The 20,742-nt window shown below is 72.2% G+C and carries 16 protein-coding genes and 1 riboswitch; of the genes, 7 read left to right on the plus strand and 9 right to left on the minus strand.

Going from position 1 to position 20,742, the window contains the following annotated elements:
* Positions 1-65 precede the first annotated feature (65 nt).
* Positions 66-605: a tRNA (N6-threonylcarbamoyladenosine(37)-N6)-methyltransferase TrmO gene (gene tsaA / locus DK412_RS13685; protein WP_109972389.1), complete on the plus strand. Its 540-nt coding sequence runs from the start codon at positions 66-68 to the stop codon at positions 603-605.
* On the opposite strand, the gene DK412_RS13690 is transcribed toward tsaA, so the two are convergent.
* The 6 genes from DK412_RS13690 to thiC form a co-directional block, all read right to left on the minus strand.
* Entirely contained in the window at positions 571-1,710 is a 1,140-nt protein-coding gene (locus DK412_RS13690) for a GNAT family N-acetyltransferase (protein WP_109972390.1), read from the minus strand. The two genes, tsaA and DK412_RS13690, sit on opposite strands and share 35 nt — an antisense overlap.
* Positions 1,707-3,017 (minus strand): lipopolysaccharide biosynthesis protein, encoded by a 1,311-nt coding sequence (locus tag DK412_RS13695; protein ID WP_109972391.1) that lies wholly within the window; start codon positions 3,015-3,017, stop codon positions 1,707-1,709. The genes DK412_RS13690 and DK412_RS13695 overlap by 4 nt, the downstream gene beginning before the upstream one ends.
* Before the next feature lie 102 nt (positions 3,018-3,119).
* Positions 3,120-4,157, minus strand: a complete 1,038-nt coding sequence (locus tag DK412_RS13700) for a response regulator (protein WP_109972392.1) — start codon at positions 4,155-4,157, stop codon at positions 3,120-3,122.
* Entirely contained in the window at positions 4,154-4,567 is a 414-nt protein-coding gene (locus tag DK412_RS13705) for a response regulator (protein WP_048426740.1), read from the minus strand. The genes DK412_RS13700 and DK412_RS13705 overlap by 4 nt, the downstream gene beginning before the upstream one ends.
* Before the next feature lie 203 nt (positions 4,568-4,770).
* Positions 4,771-7,491: an ATP-binding protein gene (locus DK412_RS31395; protein ID WP_348629391.1), complete on the minus strand. Its 2,721-nt coding sequence runs from the start codon at positions 7,489-7,491 to the stop codon at positions 4,771-4,773.
* An 11-nt stretch (positions 7,492-7,502) separates the two neighbouring features.
* Positions 7,503-9,401, minus strand: coding sequence for a phosphomethylpyrimidine synthase ThiC (gene thiC / locus DK412_RS13715; RefSeq protein WP_109972393.1), 1,899 nt, complete (start codon positions 9,399-9,401; stop codon positions 7,503-7,505).
* Between the two features lie 59 nt (positions 9,402-9,460).
* Positions 9,461-9,572: riboswitch (TPP riboswitch) on the minus strand.
* 139 nt (positions 9,573-9,711) lie between these two features.
* Here thiC and DK412_RS13720 point away from each other — a divergent pair.
* Together DK412_RS13720 and DK412_RS13725 are read left to right on the plus strand one after the other, a co-directional pair.
* The gene (locus DK412_RS13720) at positions 9,712-10,086 is read left to right on the plus strand and encodes a restriction endonuclease (RefSeq protein WP_109972394.1); all 375 of its coding nucleotides are present in this window, start codon (positions 9,712-9,714) and stop codon (positions 10,084-10,086) included.
* Positions 10,087-10,544: 458 nt separating this feature from the next.
* Complete coding sequence (locus tag DK412_RS13725; RefSeq protein WP_109972395.1) at positions 10,545-11,684, plus strand: acyltransferase family protein; 1,140 nt, start codon at positions 10,545-10,547, stop codon at positions 11,682-11,684.
* Between the two features lie 122 nt (positions 11,685-11,806).
* Here the strand turns inward: DK412_RS13725 and DK412_RS13730 are convergent, their stop codons facing one another.
* Complete coding sequence (locus DK412_RS13730) at positions 11,807-12,658, minus strand: type 1 glutamine amidotransferase (RefSeq protein WP_109972396.1); 852 nt, start codon at positions 12,656-12,658, stop codon at positions 11,807-11,809.
* A gap of 247 nt (positions 12,659-12,905) precedes the next feature.
* Between DK412_RS13730 and DK412_RS13735 the strand changes: the two genes are divergently transcribed.
* Positions 12,906-15,080, plus strand: a complete 2,175-nt coding sequence (locus tag DK412_RS13735; RefSeq protein WP_109972397.1) for a PBP1A family penicillin-binding protein — start codon at positions 12,906-12,908, stop codon at positions 15,078-15,080.
* A 10-nt stretch (positions 15,081-15,090) separates the two neighbouring features.
* Here the strand turns inward: DK412_RS13735 and DK412_RS13740 are convergent, their stop codons facing one another.
* Together DK412_RS13740 and DK412_RS13745 are read right to left on the minus strand one after the other, a co-directional pair.
* On the minus strand, positions 15,091-15,882 hold the full coding sequence (locus DK412_RS13740) for a Brp/Blh family beta-carotene 15,15'-dioxygenase (protein WP_245447644.1): 792 nt from the start codon (positions 15,880-15,882) through the stop codon (positions 15,091-15,093).
* A gap of 139 nt (positions 15,883-16,021) precedes the next feature.
* On the minus strand, positions 16,022-16,783 hold the full coding sequence (locus DK412_RS13745) for a bacteriorhodopsin (protein ID WP_109972398.1): 762 nt from the start codon (positions 16,781-16,783) through the stop codon (positions 16,022-16,024).
* Positions 16,784-17,108: 325 nt separating this feature from the next.
* Here DK412_RS13745 and DK412_RS13750 point away from each other — a divergent pair, with 325 nt between their 5' ends.
* The 3 genes from DK412_RS13750 (at position 17,109) to DK412_RS13760 (ending at position 20,371) form a co-directional block, all read left to right on the plus strand.
* Positions 17,109-18,551, plus strand: a complete 1,443-nt coding sequence (locus DK412_RS13750; protein ID WP_109972399.1) for an amidase — start codon at positions 17,109-17,111, stop codon at positions 18,549-18,551.
* Between the two features lie 151 nt (positions 18,552-18,702).
* Positions 18,703-19,992 carry a PQQ-dependent sugar dehydrogenase gene (locus DK412_RS13755; RefSeq protein WP_109972400.1) on the plus strand — a complete coding sequence of 430 codons (1,290 nt, stop codon included), beginning with the start codon at positions 18,703-18,705 and terminating at the stop codon, positions 19,990-19,992.
* Positions 19,993-20,053: 61 nt separating this feature from the next.
* Positions 20,054-20,371, plus strand: coding sequence for a cytochrome c (locus DK412_RS13760; protein ID WP_109972401.1), 318 nt, complete (start codon positions 20,054-20,056; stop codon positions 20,369-20,371).
* Positions 20,372-20,742: the final 371 nt, after the last annotated feature.

The raw sequence follows: 20,742 nt of genomic DNA on the forward strand, positions 1-20,742 counted from the left end.
GGCCCAGCCTATACCGGGCGGAGCGGCGGGGCGACCCGGATCCCGCCCCGATGACAGGACGACAGATGACGCAAGCGGATTTCGGCCCGCGGCCGGGCGAGGAGACGGTCGACCTGCCGGCGGCGTTCGATGCCGGGCTCTACTTCGTCGGCCGGGTGCGCACGCCCTGGACCGCACGGGCGGAGTGCCCGCGCAATTCGGCGCAGTCGGACGCGGTCTGCACCCTGGAGGTCGATCCCCGCTTCGTCCCGGGCCTGCGGAGCCTCGAGCGCACCACCCACCTGATCGTGCTCTACTGGATGGACCGGGCGCCGCGGAACCTGGTCGCGCAGCAGCCCCGGCACGCGCCGGAGCCCCGCGGCACCTTCGCGCTGCGCTCGCCGGCCCGGCCCAACCCGATCGCCGTCTCGGTGGTGGAGATGCTCGGCATCGAGGGCGGCACGGTGCGGGTCCGCGGGCTCGACTGCCTCGACGGCACGCCGCTCCTCGACATCAAGCCCTACTTCGCCAAGACCGACGCGCGGCCGGAGGCCCGGGTCGGCTGGCGGGAGGCGGAGCGGGAGGCAGAGGTCAGCGGCCGCGAAGGCGGGCGGCCTGCGCCTTGAGCCATTCCTTCGCGGCGTGCTGCCGGCGGGCCCGGGCGGCGATCCGCTCCGTCGACGGCCCGCCCGGCGGCGCGACCACGATCTCGGCGATGCGGGTGCGCTCGGGGTAGAGGTCGTCGAGCACCGCGCTCGCCAGCGTCGCCGAATCGAGCCGATCGGCGAAACGGGTCTCGTGCAGGGCCCGCACGATCTCGGACTCGAGCAGCACGCCCGGGGCGAGGGCGCGCAGATCCTCGTCGTAGGCGGTCTTGAGCAGGGTCGCGGTGCCGCCGCAGACCAGCGCGAGGCTCGCGGCAACCACCCGCCCGTCGAGGCGCAGGAGGTCCGCCCGCGCCGTCACCGGCCCGACGCCCGCCCGGAAGAGGTCCCGGGCGAAGCCCGCGGTCTCCTCCCGGCAGGCGAGTGCGGTGCCGGCCCTCCCCTTCCAGCCGCGCCGTTCCAGGTCGAGGAAGGCCGCGACCGCGGCGGCGAGATCGCCGTCCGGCCCGACCGCCTCGAGGGTGACGCTCCCGGCCTCGTCGAGGCGCCGGCGCCGGCGGCGCAGGTCCTTGAGCCGTCCCTTGTGGGGATGCTCCTTCAGGAAGGCGTCGTGGCTCGCGCGCCGGTCGAGCACCGGGCGCGAGAAGCCCGAGACCTCGGCGCGGCGCCAGCCGTGGCGGGCGAGGGCGGCGAGAAGGGCCGCGTCCGCCGGCAGGAGCGGCCACCACCAGGCCAGCCCGAGGGCGCGCATGCCGGCGACGAGGGAATCCAGGGCCGGAGCGCCCTCGGATCCTGAGACCACCAGGGGTGCGGTCACGGTGAGGTAGGGCGAGGCGAAGGGCCGGGCGACCCGGCCGAGGCCGAGGGGCCCGCGCCCGATCCGGTAGGGCAGCAGCGCCAGCAGGTCCGGGCCGGCGCGCACCGTGAGGCAGGGCAGGTCCGCCGGGGCCAGGCCGTGGTCGCGATGCGCCTCCAGCACGCGGCGCGAATAATCGGGCGTCGGTCCGGCGGCGCGGGCGACGAGGGCGTCCCAGGCCGTCGGCTCGCGGCTCAAGGCTGCCAGATTCGTGACCTCGCAGGCCGGAGCGGCGGCGAGCGTCGGGAACGGAACCGCGTGCGCGTTCATCGGGCGAAGGCCGGCGTGAGGAGACCGAGGCGGCGACGGGCGAGGACAGCCAGGACGATGCCCCGCCCGGCGGTCACGAGGGCGGCGGCCAGCGCCGCGCCGGCGAGGCCCAGCGGCGGCACCAGCGCCAGGGTGAGGAGGACCGCCGCGGCGAGGAGCGCGACCGTGACGGCGGCGCAGGCGCGCTCGGCCCCCAGCATGGTCAGGAGGTCTTCCGCCGGCCCGCAGGCGGCGGCGAGCCCGTGGCCGGCGACGAGGAGGGCGAGGAGCGGCAGGGCCTCGCGGAAGTGCGGCCCGAACAGGCCGAGCAGCAGCGGCCCCGCCGCCACGACGGCAAGCCCGGTCGCCAGGGTGGCGAGCAGCGTCAGCCGCGACCAGCGCCGGACCAGGGTCTCGAGCCCGGACCGGTCGCCCCGCGCCTGCGCCGCGGCGAAGCGTTGCGTGGTGACCGAGGAGGCGGCGTACTGGACGAAGACGACGAATTGCAGCAGCCGCGTCGCGGCGAAGTAGGCCCCGACCTCCGCCGGCGGCAAGAGGAAGCCGAGGACCAGCACGTCGACGAAGTTGAACCCAGAACCGGCGAGGTCGATCAGCGCCATCGGCAGGGCCGCCCGCAGCCAGTCGCGCCAGGGATAGAGGGCGCGGGCGGCGGGCCGCGCGACCCGCAGGCGCCGCAGCAGGATCGCAGCCTGCCACGCGAGCGACAGGGCGGTGGCGGCGAGGGTGCAGGCGACGGCGATCCCGGCCTCGGCCGGCGCGCCGAACCCAACCGCCGCCAGCATCAGCGCCATGATCAGGCCCTGGCGCAGGAGATAGGGCGGCACGACCGCGAGCAGCGTCCAGTTGCGGCCGCGGGCCACCCCCTCGCAGAAATCCTGCAGCGCGAAGAGCGGCAGCACGAGGGCCGCCACGAGGAGCGCGCCGGCATAGTCACCGGAGACGAGGCCGGGGACGAGCCAGAGCAGGGCCGCGCCACACCCCGCGAGGACGGAGGCCGCGGCAAGCGAGAACACCGCCCCGAAGGCCAGGAAGCCGCGCTCCGGCCCGGCCGCCCCTTGCGCCCGGTAGGTCGGCAGGAAGCGGCAGGCGGCCTGCGACAGGCCCCAGGTCGAGGCATGGCCGAGCAGAGCGGTCCAGACCCAGATCGTGGCGAAGATCCCGTATTCCTCGGCCCCCATCAGCCGGGCCATCAGCACCTGGGCCACGAAGGCGCAGGCGGCAGCCGCGATCCGCACGCCGAACACCGCGAGGGCGGTGCCGGCGCTCCCGCCCGCCTCCGCGTCGCCGATCGAAGCCCCAGCCGCCATCCCGCTGCTCCTTCGCCGCGCGAGATTCCTCGTGTAGCGGGCCGGGCTTGCGGGGGGGTTAAGCGGATCGGGTGAAACCGGTGCTGCGGAGCCGCCGAACCGTCACAGCGCGATGTCGATGCTCGCCGCCGTGCCCCTCTCGGCCTGGGCGTAATCGATCTGCGCCCGCAGGTTCGACGCCATGGCGCGCACGATGCGCGAGCCGAGCCCGGTGCCGCGCGGGATGCCGCTGCCCTGCCAGCCGACGCCGTCATCGGCGACCGTGAGGCGCAAGCTGGCGCCGTCGCGGCGCGCGGTGATGCGGATCTCGCCGGTGACGCCCTCGGGATAGGCGTACTTGTAGGCGTTGGTGACGAGCTCGGTGACGATCACCCCGAGGGAGACCGCCTTGTCGGTCGCGACCTCGACCGGCTCGGCGTCGAGGAGGATGCGGTGGCGCTGGCCGGTGGCGTTCATCGCCCCGTCGAGGTCCTCGACCAGGGTCGCCAGATAGGCGTCGACCGCCACCACCCGCACGTCGTCGGAGGTGTAGAGGCGCCGGTGGATGCCGGCGATCGCGGTGATGCGGGTCTGGGTCTCCTCCAGCGCCGCGCGGGCGGAGGCGTCGGTGACGGTGTTGGCCTGCATCCGCACGAGCGCCGCCACCAGGGCGAGGCTGTTGGCCACCCGGTGGTTGACCTCGCGCAGCAGGAGCTCGGCCCGGTCGCGGGCCTCGCGCACCTCGGCCTCGGCGCGCTCCTTCTCGCGCCGGGTGCGGTCCCGGAGCACCGCGGTCGCCACCGCCTCGGCGAGCAGTTCGCGAAAATGGCCCTGGAGGTCCTTCCAGACGTAGTCGACGGCGCCGGCCTTCAGCGCCGCCACGGCGACGCGGCTGTCCTCCGAGCCGGTGACGTAGATCACCGGCGGCGCCTCGGGCAGCGCGCGGATGCGCGGCAGGATGTCGAGGCCGGTCTCCAGCGGCATGTGGTGATCGAGGGCGACCACGTCGAAGCGCTCCCTCGCGATCAGCGCGAGGCCGGCCTCGCCGTCGGAGGCGTGCACCACCTCGCAGCCGCGGCCCGCCAGCGTGCGGGTGACCAGCCGCGCCAGCCCGGGATCGTCGTCGATGTAGAGCAGGCGGACCGGTTCGGTCACGGTCACGCGCTTTCCGGAACCTGCATCACCGAGAAGAACAGGCCGAGCTGGCGGATCGCGTTGGCGAAGCCCTCGTAGTTCACCGGCTTGGTGATGTAGACGTTGCAGCCGAGGTCGTAGCAGCGCTGGATCTCGCGCTGGTCGTCGGTGGTGGTGAGGATCACCACCGGCGAGCGCTTCAGGTGCGGGTTCGACTTCACCTTCTGCAGGATGTCGATGCCGGTCATGTCCGGCAGGTTGAGGTCGAGGAGGATCAGCAGCGGCCGGCCGGCATTGATCTCGCCGCTGCCGTCGGGTCCGAACAGGGCGGCGAGCGCCGAGGTCCCGTCCCGGAACGACTCGATGACGTTGTTCACGCCGGCGCGGCGGATGTTCCGCTCGATCAGCCGGGCGTGGCCCTCGTCATCCTCGATCATCACGATGTGTACGGCCGGCACCTGACAACTCCTCGTGGCGCAGAGCCCGGCCGGGCCGGGACGCCTTTTCCTTGCTGAGCGCGACTGCGCCGACCGCGGGAGACAGGCTCCCGTCATCCTCTCTCTAGACCATTTCCCTTGGGCTTGGACACGCGGCTGGCGTAGAAAACACCGGGACCAGGTTAACCTGGCGTTGCACTCCCTCAACCCTGACGCAACGGCAGCGTCACGCTGAAGGTGGTGCCGGCTCCGAACTCGGAGGACAGGTCGATGCGCCCGCCGAGCGCCCGAACCAGGGTGCGGACATGGGCGAGCCCGATCCCCTCCCCCGGCCGGTCCTGCACGCCGGAGCGGCGGAAGAGCTCGAACACCCGGCCGTGGTCGCGGGGGTCGATGCCGCGGCCGTTATCCGTCACCTGGAAGAGCGCGAGCCCGTCCGAGACCGCGCCCGTGATCGCGATCCGCGCCGGCCGGTCCTTGGCCCGGTACTTGATCGCGTTGTCGATCAGGTTGCCGAAGATCTGCCCGACCGCGACCCGGTCGGCGACGATCTCCGGCAGGTCGCCGATCTCGATCACCGCGCCCGCCGTCTCGGCCTGGTGGCGCTGGGCGTCGGCGAGCTCCCGGACCAGGGCGGTCATCGCCAGGGGCTCGGGCTGGAAGGTGCGCCGCCCCTCCCGCGACAGCTTGAGGATCGCGTTGATCAGGCCGTCCATCTTGGTGATCGCGGCCTTGATGAAGCTCACCGATTCCGAGAGGTCGGCGTCGATCCGCTCCGCGTCCGGCCGGCCGGCGAGGGCCGCCCGGATGTCGTCCTGGCTCGCCTCGATCTCGCTCGTGAACCCCATGATGTTGACGAGCGGCGCCCTGAGGTCGTGGCTGACGATGTAGGCGTAGCGCTGGATCTCCTCGTTCGATTCGCGCAAGCCCGTCTCGGCGGCGCGCTGCTCGGAGATGTCGGAATGCACGCCGACCCATTCGCGGATCGTGCCGTCGCGATCGAGCACCGGCACCGCCTGGATCGCGAAGGTGCGGAACACCCCGTCGTGGCGGCGCACCCGGTGCTCGTGGGTGTAGCGCCGGCGCTCGGCCACCGCCTGGTTCCAGGTCTCGACGCTGGCAGCCCGGTCCTCCGGATGCACGGCGTCGGCCCAGCCGTAGCCGGCATATTGCTCCGGCGTCTGGCCAGTGAGCGCGGCCCAGGCCGGCTGGTCGCCGCTCATCCGGCCGGCGGCGTCGTTGGTCCAGAGCACGCCGCGCACCGCCTGGACGGCGGCCTCGAACCGGTCCTGCTCGCGCCGCACCGAGGCGAACAGGCGGGCATTGTCCATCGCCACCGCCGCCTGGCCGGCCAGGCCCTCGACGAGCGCCGCCTCACGGGCGCCGAAGCGGTGCGATTCGGGGTGGCCGAACAGCAGCGCGCCGAGGGTGGCGCCGGTGCCGGAGACCACCGGCACCGCGAGGTAGCTGCGCACCGGCAGGTGGCCCTTCGGCATGCCGCCATGGCTGCCGTAGCGCGGATCCGTCGTCACGTCCTCGCTGAGCACCACCCCGCCGGCCGCGAAGGTCTCGCTGAACAGGGTGGTCGCCCGCGGCAGGCCGAACCGGGTGAAGGCCTCCCGCGGCGCCCCGGTGAGGCTGAGGAGCTGCCAGTGCTCGGGGCCCTCGGGGCCCTCCGGCACCCGCTCGAACAGGGCGCCGTACGCCGCCCCCGTCAGGTGGGTCGCGGCCTCCACCACCGCGTCGCCGAGGCGCTGGCGGTCGAGCTCGCTCGACAGGGCGGTACCGAGGCGGTTGAGCACCTCCAGGCGCTGGGTCTCGGCCCGCAGGGCCGCGGCGGCCCGCGCCCGCTCGGCCGCCCGCTCGCGCTGGCGCTGGGCGGCGCCCGCGATCTCGGCGCTCACCGCGGCGACCTCCGCCGGCACGCCCGCCAGGACGGGCGTCGCGCGGCCGAGGCCCAGCGCCACCGCCTGGTCGCGCAGGGCCTGGAGCGGCGCCGCGATGCCGCGGGCGAAGGCGAAGGCCAGGAGCGCCGCGATGGCCGCCAGCATCCCGCCGAGGCCGGCGAACCAGACGAGCGAGGCCCGCACGGGCGCCGCCAGCGCCTCCTCCGGCACGCCCACGGCGACGCGCCAGTCCGGCACGCCGGCCCGCGCATAGGCGATGAAGAACGGGTCGCCCTCGAGCGAGGCGCCGCGCCAGCTGCCCTCCGCCCCGGTGGCCGCGCGCAGCTCGTCGGGGGCCGGCGTCCCGGTGAAGCGCTCCGGCGCCCGGGTGCGGGTCAGCACCCGCTGGTCGCGGTCGATCACCGTCAGCACCCAAGCCTTCGGCACGCCGCCGGAGGCGAGCACGTCGCGGATCCGCGAGGTCGGCAGGGAGAAGGACAGGAGGTAGAGCACCGCGTCGCCGCCCCGGCGCACCACCGGCACCGTCACCCGGAAGCGCCCCTCGGCCACGCCCGAGACCGCCGGGCGGCCGTTCAGCGCGCTCGCATCCGCCGCATCGAGGCGTTCCGCCATCGGCTCGGCGCCCAGATCGATCAGGCGCCGCCCGTCGGGATCGCGCAGGGTCGCCGACAGGCCGCTGCGGCGATGGAGCTCCTGCATCTGCTCGCGGAACGCCGTGACGTCGCCGCGCTGGAGCGCGTTCGACAGGCTCAGGGCCTCGAGGGTCGCGATCAGGCTCGCGACCTCGCGGTCGACCGCCGCCGCCTCCATCCGGGCGCGGCCGAGGGCGTCGGCCTCCAGGCGCTCGCGGGCGGCGCCGGCGAACTGCCACAGCACCACGCCGCCGAAGATCAGGATCGGCACCGCCAGGCCGAGGGCGAACACGACGAGGCGGCGCACGATCGAGCCGGGACGCGAACGTCCCGTCGCGAGTGTCGGGGCAGGCCCCGGCGGGGCTGCTTGGGCCTGCATCGGCATGAAATGGGGTCCTACTCGCCGGGCTCGACGTAGAGCCTCCCGCCAGCGCCTAAGAATTCCGCCGATTTTTGGGCCATGCCGGCCGCCCGGGCCGCTTCGTTCAAGGGTGTGGCCTCATTGACCACGGCGCCCGCCGCCTCCATCGCCAGCACCTCGGCGCGCAGGTCCTGGGTGATCTTCATCGAGCAGAACTTCGGGCCGCACATCGAGCAGAAATGCGCGACCTTGTGGGCGTCCTTCGGCAGGGTCTCGTCGTGATAGGCGCGCGCGGTGTCCGGATCGAGGGAGAGGTTGAACTGGTCCTCCCAGCGGAAGTCGAACCGGGCCCGCGACAGGGCGTCGTCGCGCAGTCGCGCCGCCGGATGACCCTTGGCGAGGTCGGCGGCGTGAGCGGCGATCCGGTAGGTGATGACGCCGGTCTTCACGTCGTCGCGGTTCGGCAGGCCGAGATGCTCCTTCGGGGTGACGTAGCAGAGCATCGCGGTGCCGAACCAGCCGATCATCGCCGCGCCGATGCCGGAGGTGATGTGGTCGTAGCCCGGCGCCACGTCGGTGGTGAGCGGGCCCAGCGTATAGAACGGCGCCTCGCCGCACTCGGCCAGCTGCTTCTCCATGTTGACCTTGATCTTGTGCATCGGCACGTGGCCGGGGCCCTCGATCATCACCTGGCAGCCCTTGGCATGGGCGACCTTGGTGAGTTCGCCCAAGGTCTCCAGCTCGGCGAACTGCGCCGCGTCGTTGGCGTCGGCGATCGAGCCCGGGCGCAGGCCGTCGCCGAGGGAGAACGACACGTCGTAGACCCGGCAGATGTCGCAGATCTCCTCGAAGCGCTCGTAGAGGAACGATTCCCGGTGCCCGGCGAGGCACCAGCGCGCCATGATCGAGCCGCCGCGCGAGACGATGCCGGTGACGCGGCGCGCCGTCAGCGGCACGTGCGCGAGGCGCAGGCCGGCATGGATGGTGAAGTAATCCACCCCCTGCTCGGCCTGCTCGATCAGGGTGTCCTTGAACACCTCCCAGTCGAGCTTGAGCGGATCGCCGCCGACCTTCTCCAGCGCCTGGTAGATCGGCACCGTCCCGATCGGGACGGGAGCGTTGCGCAGGATCCAGCCGCGGATGTTGTGGATGTTGCGGCCGGTCGAGAGGTCCATCACCGTGTCGGCGCCCCAGCGGATCGCCCAGACCATCTTCTCGACCTCGTCCGCCACCGAGGAGGTCACGGCCGAGTTGCCGATATTGGCGTTGACCTTGACGAGGAAGTTGCGGCCGATCGCCATCGGCTCGAGCTCGGTGTGGTTGATGTTGGCCGGGATGATCGCCCGCCCGCGCGCCACCTCGTCGCGCACGAAGTCGGGGGTGATGAAGGGCGGGATGCTCGCCCCGAAGCTCTCGCCGTCGGCGAGCCTCCCCTCGGCGCCCGCCAGCATCGCCTCGCGGCACAGGTTCTCCCGGTGGGCTATGTAGATCATCTCCTCGGTGACGATCCCGGCGCGGGCGAACTCATATTGCGTGACGCGCTCGCCCGGGGCGCCCCGGCGGATGGTGCGGGCGGCCGGGCACGGCGCCACCAGCCTGTCCTCGCTCGCGAATCCGTTGTCCTCCGGGCGCACCGCCCGGGGCGCGACCGCCGCGTAGCCGCGGCCTTCGATCCAGGGCTTGCGGATCTCGGGCAGCCCGGCCGCGAGGTCGATGCGCGCACCCGTCTCGGTATAGGGACCGGACGGGTCGTAGACCCGCACCGGGGCCTCGCCCGGATCGGAGAGCGCGATGGCGCGGTAGGGCACGCGGAGATCGGGGCGGTCCCTCGGCGAGGCATAGGCCTTGACCGAGCCGGTGACCGGCCCGGTGGTGACGCGCGTCGGCGATCCCGTCTCAGGGATGGGTCCCTTGGCGAGGATGGGTGCGTTCATGGATCTCTCCCGGGGAGACGATCCGGCCTTGCGGGCGCGAGGACGCACGGGTCACGTCGATCATGGCAGGTTCCCGTCCCTCCGCCGGTACGAACCGGATCAGGTTCAAGGGTCAGGACGCACGCTCGTCCAATCTCAGCCCCAGATGGCGGGGCTCCCCTCGGTAACGGGGGGACTGTCGGGTGGGGGGCGGGGTTTGTCAATCACGGGCCATGAGAGGAGCGCTGCGGCATCCCGGCCACGGCCTTGAAACGCCCGGACGCCACGACCCAGATACCGAAGGCCCTCCACCACCTTTCGGGAGCTTGCCTTGGGACGCCGTGACCGGCGCTGGCGCGACGACGATCCTTCCACCCACGGCCCAGCCATACGCGAACCGGTGATCTGCCCGCTCTGCGAGCGGCCGATCCCGCGCGACGCCCGCCAGAGCAAGCATCACCTGACGCCGAAGCTGAAGGGCGGCACCCATGGCGCGACGGTGCAGCTGCACCAGATCTGCCACTCGGCGATCCATGCCCGCCACAGCGAGGCCGAACTGGCGCGCCGCCTCAGCGACGTCGCGAGCCTGCGCGCCGAACCGGAGATCGCCCGCTTCCTCGACTGGGTCCGCACCAAGCCGGACGACTTCCACACCGCGACGCGCATGACCCGGACGCGGCGGGACGCGAAGCGGAGCTACCGGTAGAGCAAGCAGAACCTGCGGTCGAAATGGCCACGGCATAGGACAACGGCGGACGGTCATGCTGCCGGAGCTATCGTGATCCCCACCCCTTTCCCGGACGACTGAAGCGATAGCGGAAGGAGATCCGGGATCCAGCACAAGAAATCGCGAAGCGACCGCTTGTCTGCGACGGTGCAGCATGCAGAGCCGCTTCGCGGCGAGTCTTACGGCTGGATCCCGGATCTCCTTCCACTTCGTTTCAGTCGTCCGGGAAAGGGGGTTGGGCACGAGGAACGGCGGAGTCAGTCCGGCTCGGACCGCGACACCCCTCCGGCAGCACACACCTTGCTTGTCTCGGCGCTGTCGCATCCCAGTGGGATGGTAAACTCGCGGTTGCGACTCCCTGAACAATTCGACCCGCCGACCGTGCGCCGATCTTTACGTCTCCCTGCGAGCGTCGGGCCGTCCTCGTGGAGACGCCGATGTCCGCCCGCCCCAGCACCGAACCCGCCCTCTCGGTCCGGCCGGACGATCCGGTGCGTCCGCGCGCCGCGCCGGAGGCCGGGCGCCTCGCCTGGGTCGACGCCGCCAAGGGTATCTGCATCATCCTGGTGGTGATGATGCACTCCACCCTCGGGACCGGCGAGGCGATGGGGGCCGAGGGCTTCATGCACCACGTCGTCGAGTTCGCCAAACCGTTCCGGATCCCCGACTTCTTCCTCCTGTCCGGCCTGTTCCTCGGCCGCGTGGTCGACCGCGACTGGCGCCTCTTCGCCGACCGCCGCATCGTCCACTTCACGTATTTCTACCTGCTGTGGATGGTGCTCCAGTCGGCGGTGAAGTACGGCCAGATCACCGACGGCGCAGGCCCGGGCGCCTTCCTCGCCCATCTCGCCCACGGCCTGATCGAGCCGTACTCGACCCTGTGGTTCATCTACCTGCTGGCGGTGTTCTCGGTCGCCGTGAAGCTGCTGCGCCGGGTGCCCGGCCCGGTGCTGCTGATCGGCGCCGCGCTGCTGCAGCTCGCCCCGATCCATACCGGGTCGACCCTGATCGACGAGTTCTGCGAACGCTTCGTCTACTTCGTCGCCGGCTATCTCTTCGCGGCCCGCATCTTCGGGTTGGCCGATTGGGTGCGGGCGCGGTCCGGCCTGGCCCTCGCCGCCCTCGCCGGCTGGGCGTTGGTCGAGGGCGCCCTGGTCTTCACGCCGACCGGCCTCCCCTCGCGCCCGAACCTGGCGAGCCTGCCGGGGGTGAGCCTGATGCTCGGCGCCGCCGGGGCGCTCGCCATCGTAGCGACGGCCGCCCTGCTGACCCGGGCCGGCGGCCCGGTCACGGCGATGCTCCGGGCCTGCGGCGAGCGCTCGATCGTGATCTACCTCGCCTTCTTCCTGCCGATGGCGGCCCTGCGCACGGCGCTCGTGAAGAGCGGGATCATCGAGGATGTCGGCCTCGCCTCGCTCCTCGTCACCGCGACCGCGGTGGCGGTGCCGCTCGGGATCGAGCGGCTGGTGCGCCACACCCCGGCCCGGTTCCTGTTCCGCCGCCCGGCCGCCTTCCACCTCGTCGGCGAGGAGCGGCCCGGCCCGGCCCCGCACCTCGCCGCCGCCCGCACGACCTGACGCCAGAGCCCTGACGCCAGAGCATTGTCCGACGAAGGGGATACCGGTTCGTCGAAGAAAATGTGGCTGAACAGAGGCGTAGAGCGCTTCGCGATGGGGACGCGATCGTGAAGCGCTCCAGATCAGCGCCGCCCCTGCACCGCCGGCCGCACCAGATGATCGAGGAAATTCTGGATCTCGCGCCGGCGGCGCTCCGGCACCAGCACCTCGGCGGCGACGCCGAGGCGCCAGGCGAGGTCGGGGCGTCCCTCCGGGTCCTCGTGCAGGGCGCGCAAGGCATCGGCGTAGGCGTGGAGCGCCGCCTCGTCCCGGCACAGGCCCGCCTCGACCACGCCTTGCGCGGAGAGCCGCAGCATCGCCGCGACCTCGTCGAGGTCGAGCTCGGGATGGTACTGCGTGCCCCAGAACACCCCCTCGCCGAGGCGGATCTCGATCGCCTGGACGTCGAGGCGATCGTTGCCGGCGAGCACGCAGCTGCCCGGCGGCGGGTCAATGACGGCGTCGTCGTGGATCGCCGGCGCGTCCCAGGCCGCCGGCCGGCCGGCGAGCAGCGGGTGCCCCTCGCCGGCTCGCGTCCGGCCGATGAAGCGGGCGAGCCCGTATTCCGGACCGCGCGGGTTGCGGCCGGCGCGGCCCCCGGCGATCGTCGCGGCCACCTGCACGCCCCAGCACGAGCCGAAGACCGGGAGGCCGGCCTCCAGCGCCGCCTTCACCAGGTCGCATTGCCGCGTCACCGCGGGACCACCCTCCTCGACGTGCAGGGTCGAGCCGGTGAGCACCAGGGCGTCGCACTCGGAGAGGGCACGGGGCAGCACCGCATCGGCATCGGCCGGGGCGACGAGATGGCAGCGCGCCTCCGGGGCGAGCGCGCGCAGGATACCCGCATAGGTCTCGGCCGAGGTCTTGTCGCAGACCGTGAGATGCGTCTCGCGGCCGGCCCGGTCGTTCCCGTCGGCCACCAGAAGGTGCAGCATGTCGGCTCCTTGTTAGAGCGACCGCAACGCGACCGGGAACGCGCCGTTCCGGCACGGCTTGCCGCAGCCCCGCGGCCACAGCGCTAAGTCACGACGATCGTTCGACAAAATTTCGGTTAACGGCCCTTAAACCCGCCTCATTTAGCGTCTCTTGAGTACCCCCGCGTGGGCCGGCGACGCCCCGCGCAGGCCGGCGACGCCCTGCGTGGGCTGGGATTGTCCGGGGCGTGAAGGGGAACGCGGCGGGATGGCGAAGGGACGCGAGCGCAAGGGTCGGGTCGAGCCGCGATTCGAAGCGGACGGGCCCGCCGACCCGGCGGCCCTCGACCTGCGCCTCTCGCGCGGCGACCGGGCGGGAGGCGGCGTGGCGAAGGGGACATCCAGGGGATCCGGGAAGGCCGCCCCGAAGCGGGCCAGCCGCGCGGCGCCCGCGCCGCGGCGGCGCCGGCGCTCGTTCCTCGGCACCCTAGTCTACGGCACCATGATCCTCGGCCTGTGGGGCCTGGTGGCGGTCGCCGGCATCGTCGCCTATCACGCCTCGCAGCTGCCGCCGATCGATCAGCTCGCGGTGCCCAAGCGCCCGCCCAACATCGCGATCCTGGCCGCCGACGGCTCGCTTCTCGCCAACCGCGGCGAGACCGGCGGGCGCACGGTGAGCATCCGCGAATTGCCGCCCTACCTGCCGCGCGCCTTCGTGGCGATCGAGGACCGGCGCTTCTACGGCCATCTCGGCATCGACCCGGTCGGCATCGCCCGCGCCATCGGCCAGAACCTGACCCGCCGCGGCGTGGCCCAGGGCGGCTCGACCCTGACCCAGCAGCTCGCCAAGAACCTCTTTCTCACCCAGGAGCGCACCGCCTCGCGCAAGATCCAGGAGGCGATCCTGGCCCTGTGGCTGGAGCACAAGTACTCCAAGGACGAGATCCTCGAACTCTACCTCAACCGGGTCTATTTCGGCGCCGGCGCCTACGGCGTCGAGGCGGCGGCGCAGCGCTACTTCGCCAAGCCCGCGAAGGACGTGACGCTGGCCGAGGCCGCGATGCTCGGCGGCCTCGTCCAGGCGCCGTCGCGGCTCGCGCCCAACCGCAACCTGCCCGCGGCGCAGGCCCGGGCCGCCCAGGTGCTGGCGGCGATGCAGGAGCTGGGCTTCGCCAAGCCCGCCGACGTGCAGACGGCTCTGGCCCAGCCGGCCAAGCCCGCGCGGGCGAAGGGCGGCGGCTCGGCCAACTACGTCGCCGACCTCGTGATGGACGTGCTCGACGACTACGTCGGCAAGATCGAGACCGACGTCGCGGTGCAGACCACCGTCGATCCGACGCTCCAGGGCGTCGCCGAGCGGGCGCTCGTCGACGAGCTGAACCAGAAGGGCGGGCGCTACAACGTCGCCCAGGGCGCCGTGGTGTCGATGCGGCCGGACGGGGCGATCCGGGCGCTGATCGGCGGGCGCGACTACGCCCAGAGCCAGTTCAACCGCGCCACCACCGCCAAGCGCCAGCCCGGCTCGGCCTTCAAGCCCTTCGTCTACCTGGCGGCGATCGAGCGCGGCCTGACCCCCGACACGGTGCGGGACGATTCGCCGGTCACCATCAAGGGCTGGAGCCCGGAGAACTACTCGCGCACCTATGGCGGCCCGGTCACCCTGCGCGACGCGCTCGCCCACTCGCTCAACACCGTGGCGGTGCGGCTCAGCCAGGAGGTCGGCCCGAAGGCGGTGGTGCAGACGGCGCAGCGCCTCGGCATCACCTCAGCCCTCCAGGCCAACGCCTCGCTGGCGCTCGGCACCTCCGAGGTCACGCCGCTCGAGCTGGTGGGCGCCTACGCGGCCTTCGCCAATGGCGGCATGGGGGTGATCCCCTACGTGATCGCCAGCGTGAAGGCCGTCGACGGCCGCACCATCTACAAGCGCAGTCCCAGCGGGCTCGGCCGGGTGATCGACGCCAACGCGGTCGGCATGATGAACGGCATGCTGCACGAGGTCTTCGTCAGCGGCACGGCGAAGAAGGGCGACCTCCCGGGCTGGGACCTCGGCGGCAAGACCGGCACCACCCAGGATTTTCGCGATGCCTGGGCGGTCGGCTTCTCCGGCACGCTCGTCACCGGCGTCTGGCTCGGCAACGACGACGGCGAGGCGACGAAGAAGGTCTCGGGCGGCAACCTGCCGATCGAGATCTGGAACCGCGTGATGACCGCGGCCCTGCGCGGCGACAAGCCGGTGCCGCTCCCGGGCGCCGCCCGCTGGCGCCGCAGCAGCGGCACCGCGGTCGCGGCGGCGGCGGCCCCGGCCGAGCCGCAGACGCTCGGCGGCCTGATCGACAACCTCGTCGGCGGCGGCCAACCCCCGGCGCGCCAGCCGGCGCCGCAGCGCGGCGGGCCGACACGGGAGGACAAGAACTTCCTGGAGCGGCTGTTCGGGGTCGATTGAGGCGGCGGGCTTAGGTCCGGCCCTCGACCCACCGGTCCAGCAGGAGGTGGGGCAGGGTCAGGGCCGCGAGAAGCTGGAGCGTCAGCGCGAGCAGGCGCTCTGTCCCGTCCGGCTGGGGATAGGTCGGCCACAGCAGGAGGCCGATCAGCAGCGTGAGGCCGAAGACCGGCAGCGCGAGCACGACCGCCCGGCCCATCCCGTCGACCGCCGGCGCCCGCACCGGATCGGCGGCCAGCGCCCGCATGTGCCGCGGCGCGTGCAGGCAGACGAAGTAGAGCCCGAAGGCGCTGAGCGGCGGCAGGACCCGGAAGGCGAGGCTGAGTGCCGCGAGTTCGGCGAGCAGCCCCGGCGGGGGCCGCCGCAGGACGAGCCAGGCGAGCGCGAGGCCGAGCCAGGCCCAGGCGAAGGCGGTCCACCAGCCCGGCAGCACCGGCATCGCCGTACCGGTCACGACCGCGAAGATCCGGGCGGTCTCGCCCGGCTGCATCAGGGCCGGCAGCGCGATCGGCAGGCCGCCGCGCACCAGGGCCTCGACCGGCCGGCCGGGCCCGGCATCCTCGCGGCCGAAATGCAGCACCGACAGGCCGAGGAACCCCGCGAGGGTGAGGTCCGGCGCGAGCCGCCAGGCGACCAGCACCGCGGCGGTGAGCGCGAGGTAGGGCGCGGCGAAGACGAGAAACCAGGCCCGGCCGAAGCGCGGCGCCAGGAAGGGCTTCGCCACCTCGCCGTCGAGGGCGCCGTGCGGCACCCCCAGACCGATGACGAGGGCGAGCACCACGGCCCACCCGGTTTCCCGGGGCATGAGGGCTGTCGCCGCGAGGAGGAGGGAAGCCGCGGGGAGAAGGCACGCGGCCGCGCCCCGGGGCAGCGTCGCGGTCGAGTCGTCGAGCATCCGCGCGCCGGCCGGCGCCGGGATCGGAGCGGGCCGGCGCGCCACCGCCCTACTCCGCCGCCGCGAGGTGGGGCCGGGCCGGCGATGACCCGATGCCCTCGGCGATGTCGCGATCGACGCGCTTGGCGGTCTGCACCGTCGCCATCAGGCCGTAGACGACCTTCGCCGTGAGATCGAGCACCGCGATGATGCCCAGGCCGAGCGCCGGGCCGAGCAGGCCGAGGCCGTCGTCGCCGAACAGCAGCACCACCGGATAGGCGAGCCAGACCACCGACAGGAAGACGGCGTTGCGCAGGAAGGCAGCGCGGACGTCGTCGCGCTCGCGGGCGTTCTCCTGCCGCAGCTGGACGAAGATCCCGTAATAGACCGCCAGGAAGGCGCCGCAGGAGATCGCGAACCAGGTCCATTTCAGCCACGCCACCTGGGAGAGGCCGAACACGAAGGCGGTGACGATCATGATCAGGTCGGAGCCGATCATGCCCCACACGATCGCCGGCCGGCGCATCCCGCTATGCATCGCGGTGTTGGCGAGGCCGAGCAGCAGGAGCGGCGTGGTGAACGACCAGTCGATGTAGCGGGCGAAGTAGAACGCGCGGGTCGCCGTGCCGGCATCGGGGCCGGCCGGCAGCGCGATGCTCCCCTGTCCCGCGGCCATGGCGAGGTACGAGCAGGCGGCGATGATCGGCACCAGCCCGTGAATGATCGTGTCGGTCTCCTCGGCCCTCGTACGGCTCTTGCCGATGAACAGGATGAGGGCGGCGCCGACGCTCATGCCGGCGAAGCCCAGCCAGAGCCAGAACTGAGGGGTCATCGAATCGTCCGTTTCGTCTCGGAGGCGGGATTATCGCGACGGCTCGAACGTGCGGCCGCGCGGCGCCGGACAACCGCGCCCGCCGGGAACGGTTCCTCTGGGTCAGGGCCGCGGGGTTGCCGCAGGGCAGGACGAGGGTAGCCGCTCGGATCGCCCGCGAGCGTCCCGGGGAGGTCCGATCGTCGTCCCGCGCCGATGGCGGATGCGGTCCGGGCGCTGCGGCGCCGAACCATCGCGCGAAACGAGGCAGACCCCTGCGCCGGCCGCGCTTGCCGCGCCTCCTGCCCCGGGCGAAGCTGCCGCGACGCCGCTCCAGGACGACCCGATGCCCCCTTCCTCCGATCTCGTGACGATGCGTGCCACCGACCTCGCGCGGGCGATCCGCGACCGGGCCGTCTCGGCCCGGGAGGTGATGCAGGCCCATCTCGACCAGATCGCCCGTCACAACCCGGCGGTGAACGCGGTCGTCTCCCTGCGCGATCCGGACGCGCTGCTGGCCGAGGCCGAGGCCGCCGACCGGGACCTGGCGGCGAACGGCCCGCGCGGGCCGCTCCACGGCCTGCCGCACGCGGTCAAGGACCTCTCGGCCACGGCCGGGATCCGCACCACGCAAGGGTCGCCGCTGTTCCGCGACACCGTGCCGGAGCTGGATGCGCTCCACGTCGCGCGGCTGAGGGCGGCGGGCGCGATCCTGATCGGCAAGACCAACGTGCCGGAATTCGGCCTCGGCTCGCACAGCACCAACCCGGTCTTCGGCGTCACCCGCAACGCCTACGACCCGGCGAAGGCCGGTGGCGGCTCGAGCGGCGGGGCGGCGGTGGCGCTCGCTATGCGCATGGTGCCGCTCGCCGACGGCAGCGACCACGGCGGCTCGCTGCGCAACCCGGCCGCCTGGAACAACGTGCTGGGCCTGCGCCCCGCCGCCGGCCGGGTGCCGGGCCACACCGACGAGGTTTTCCTGCCCCCGCTCGGCGTGAACGGGCCGATGGCGCGCTGCGCCGCCGATCTCGGCCTGCTGCTCTCGGTCCAGGCCGGGTACGATCCCCGCACCCCGAACGCGATCCGCCAGGATCCGGCGATGTTCGCATCCGTCCCGCCGCGGGAGCTGAAGGGCCTGCGCATCGGCTGGATCGGCGATTTCGGCGGTCATCTGCCCTTCGAGCCCGGCGTGCTCGACCTCTGCGAGGCCGGCCTCACCGTGTTCTCCGCGAACGGCGCCGCGGTCGAGCCGGTGCTCCCCGCCTTCGATCCGGAGGCGATCTGGCGCGCCTGGCGCGTGATGCGCCAGTGGACCACCGGCGCCACCCTCGCGGCCCATTGGCGCGATCCGGAGAAGCGCGCGCTGATGAAGCCGGAGGCGGTCTGGGAGGTCGAGCAGGGCCAAACCCTCTCGGCCTTCGACGTGCACGCCGCCAGCGTCACCCGCACCGCCTGGTACCACTGCGTGCGCGGGCTGTTCGAGCGCTTCGACGTGCTGGCGTTGCCGACCGCCCAGGTCTTCCCGTTCGACGCCGGCGAGACCTGGCCGCGCAGCATCGATGGTCGCCCGATGGACACCTACCACCGCTGGATGGAGGTGGTGGTGCCGGGCACGCTGTCGGGCTGCCCGGTGATCAGCCTGCCGGTCGGCTTCAACCCGGCCGGGCTGCCGATGGGCATCCAGCTCATCGCTCCGAACCACGCCGAGGCCGATCTCCTCGCCATCGCGGCGGCCTACGAGGCGGTGACGGGCTTCGACCGGGTCGTGCCGCCGGCCTTGCGCGGCTGATCCTTGCACGGCCGATCCTTGCACGGCCGATCACGGCGGCGTGATCGGTCGAGGCGCCCTGCTGTGCTTGCCGCTTGTCAGAGCTGCCGGCATACATGGCGGGCAACAAGCTCGGCCACGCCTCAACCGGCCGACACGCGAGGAGACCCCGATGAAGCCCTTCCTGATGGCGGCCCTCGCCGCGAGCGTGTCCTTCGTGGGCGTATCCTTGGCGGGCGCCGCCCTCGCGCAGGACAGCACCGCCGGCGACACCAAGGCCAAGGTCGACAACCTGGAGAAGCTCGGCAGCTTCAAGCAGACCGGCGTCGCCGAGCCGCCGCCGATCCCGCAGACCGGCCGGCGCGCCGACGCGATCAACCGGACGCTCCAGAAGATCAAGGTGCCGGACGGCTTCAAGATCGAGCTCTACGCCGTGGTGCCGGATGCCCGCGCCATGGCGGTCGGACCGAATGCCGGCGTGGTCTGGGTCGGCACCCGCAAGTCGAAGGTCTACACCGTCACCGACCGCGACAAGGACCGGGTCGCCGACGAGGTGAAGGTCTACGCGCCGGGCGTCGACTTCAAGATCCCGAACGGCGTCTGCTTCTCCCGCGACGGTGTGCTCACCATCGTCGAGCAGAATCGGGTGCTGGCCTTCCCGGCCGCGGAGTTCTTCTACGAGGGCACGGACGGCCCGGCGGTCGTGGTGGTCAAGCAGGGCGAGCTGATCCCGCCCGCCGAGGAGAGCTACAACCACACCGCCCGGATCTGCCGCATCGGGCCTGACGGCAAGCTCTACGTCTCGCTCGGCCAGCCCTACAACGTACCGCCGAAGGACAAGGCCGAACTCTACGCCAAGACCGGCATCGGCGGCATCATCCGCATGGATGCCGACGGCAAGAACCGCGAGGTCTACGCCACCGGGATCCGCAACTCGGTCGGCATGGACTTCGCGCCCGACAAGACCCTGTGGTTCACCGACAACCAGGTCGACGGCATGGGCGACGACCAGCCGCCGGGCGAACTGAACCAGATCACCAAGCCGGGCCAGAATTTCGGCTTCCCGTATTACGGCGGCGGCGGCGTCCGCACGGTCGAGTACAAGGACGACAAGGTCCCGGCGGATGTGGTGCCGCCGAAGGCGGAGCTGCCGCCCCACGCCGCCGATCTCGGCATGATCGTCTACAAGGGCAAGTCGTTCCCGGAGAAGTACCGCGGCGGCATCTTCACCGCCGAGCACGGCTCGTGGAACCGCACCACGCCGATCGGCGCCCGGGTGATGTTCGTGCCGGTCAACAAGGACGGCACCGCCGGCAAGCCCGAGCCCTTCGCCGAGGGCTGGCTGACGGAAGGCGGCGAGTATCTCGGCCGGCCGGTCGACGTCGCGACCCTGCCCGACGGCTCGCTGCTCGTCTCCGACGACACCGCGGGCGCGATCTACCGCATCTCCTACGAGAAATAGGTTTTTTCTCGAGGAGGGGGCGGCCGAAGGGCCGCTCCCTCCCCTCTCTCAGGAACCGTTCATGACCCGTGCCCTCGCCCTCCTGCTCCTTCTCGCCGCGACCGCGCCTGCTGCGGCCGGCGACGCCAAGGCCGGCCGGGCCAAGGCGGTGGGCTGCCAGGCCTGCCACGGCCTCGACGGCCTCTCGAAGCTGCCCGACGCCCCCAACCTCGCCGGCCAGGTCGAGCCCTACCTCGTCAAGGCGCTGACCGAGTTCCGCAACGGGACGCGGAAGAACGAGGTGATGTCGGTGGCGGCGCAGGATCTGTCGGATGCCGATATCGCGAACCTGGCGGCGTATTACAGTGGGATTCAGATCGATGTCATTCCGCCGGGGTGAGCGGTGCTCTCCGAGAGCCTGAGAGCTAATTTACATTATAAGAAATCCTGACATTCTCCGCATCATCCCGAGTCGGCGGAACTCGGATTCCGGATATTCAGAACCTGTTTGATCGATGACGCTCGCCGCTCTGGCAAAAAGACCGGCATCTCTCCAGGTCATCCCGGGGCTCGCGAAGGCGAGAACCCGGGATCCCTAACCGCTGACGATGCAGGATGGGTTGCGACGCGATCCGCTTTATCCTGAAGCGTCAGCGGTTGGGGATCCCGGGTTCCGCTGCGCGTCCCCGGGATGACGAAAAGGGTATCGAAACCGTCAGGTGGCCGACCACCCAAATCCAACCGTCCTCATCACTCCGGTTGCTCGCCAAG

This window comes from Methylobacterium sp. 17Sr1-1 (assembly GCF_003173775.1).
GTDB lineage: Bacteria > Pseudomonadota > Alphaproteobacteria > Rhizobiales > Beijerinckiaceae > Methylobacterium.

Coding starts and splice junctions, on each gene's coding strand:
- DK412_RS13745 (WP_109972398.1), bottom strand. CDS start 16,783: ATGACCCCTCAGTTCTGGCTCTGGCTGGGCTTCGCCGGCATGAGCGTC.
- tsaA (WP_109972389.1), top strand. CDS start 66: ATGACGCAAGCGGATTTCGGCCCGCGGCCGGGCGAGGAGACGGTCGAC.
- DK412_RS31395 (WP_348629391.1), bottom strand. CDS start 7,491: ATGCCGATGCAGGCCCAAGCAGCCCCGCCGGGGCCTGCCCCGACACTC.
- DK412_RS13760 (WP_109972401.1), top strand. CDS start 20,054: ATGACCCGTGCCCTCGCCCTCCTGCTCCTTCTCGCCGCGACCGCGCCT.
- DK412_RS13690 (WP_109972390.1), bottom strand. CDS start 1,710: ATGAACGCGCACGCGGTTCCGTTCCCGACGCTCGCCGCCGCTCCGGCC.
- DK412_RS13730 (WP_109972396.1), bottom strand. CDS start 12,658: ATGCTGCACCTTCTGGTGGCCGACGGGAACGACCGGGCCGGCCGCGAG.
- DK412_RS13755 (WP_109972400.1), top strand. CDS start 18,703: ATGAAGCCCTTCCTGATGGCGGCCCTCGCCGCGAGCGTGTCCTTCGTG.
- DK412_RS13725 (WP_109972395.1), top strand. CDS start 10,545: ATGTCCGCCCGCCCCAGCACCGAACCCGCCCTCTCGGTCCGGCCGGAC.
- DK412_RS13735 (WP_109972397.1), top strand. CDS start 12,906: ATGGCGAAGGGACGCGAGCGCAAGGGTCGGGTCGAGCCGCGATTCGAA.
- DK412_RS13695 (WP_109972391.1), bottom strand. CDS start 3,017: ATGGCGGCTGGGGCTTCGATCGGCGACGCGGAGGCGGGCGGGAGCGCC.
- thiC (WP_109972393.1), bottom strand. CDS start 9,401: ATGAACGCACCCATCCTCGCCAAGGGACCCATCCCTGAGACGGGATCG.
- DK412_RS13740 (WP_245447644.1), bottom strand. CDS start 15,882: ATGCCCCGGGAAACCGGGTGGGCCGTGGTGCTCGCCCTCGTCATCGGT.
- DK412_RS13750 (WP_109972399.1), top strand. CDS start 17,109: ATGCCCCCTTCCTCCGATCTCGTGACGATGCGTGCCACCGACCTCGCG.
- DK412_RS13705 (WP_048426740.1), bottom strand. CDS start 4,567: ATGATCGAGGATGACGAGGGCCACGCCCGGCTGATCGAGCGGAACATC.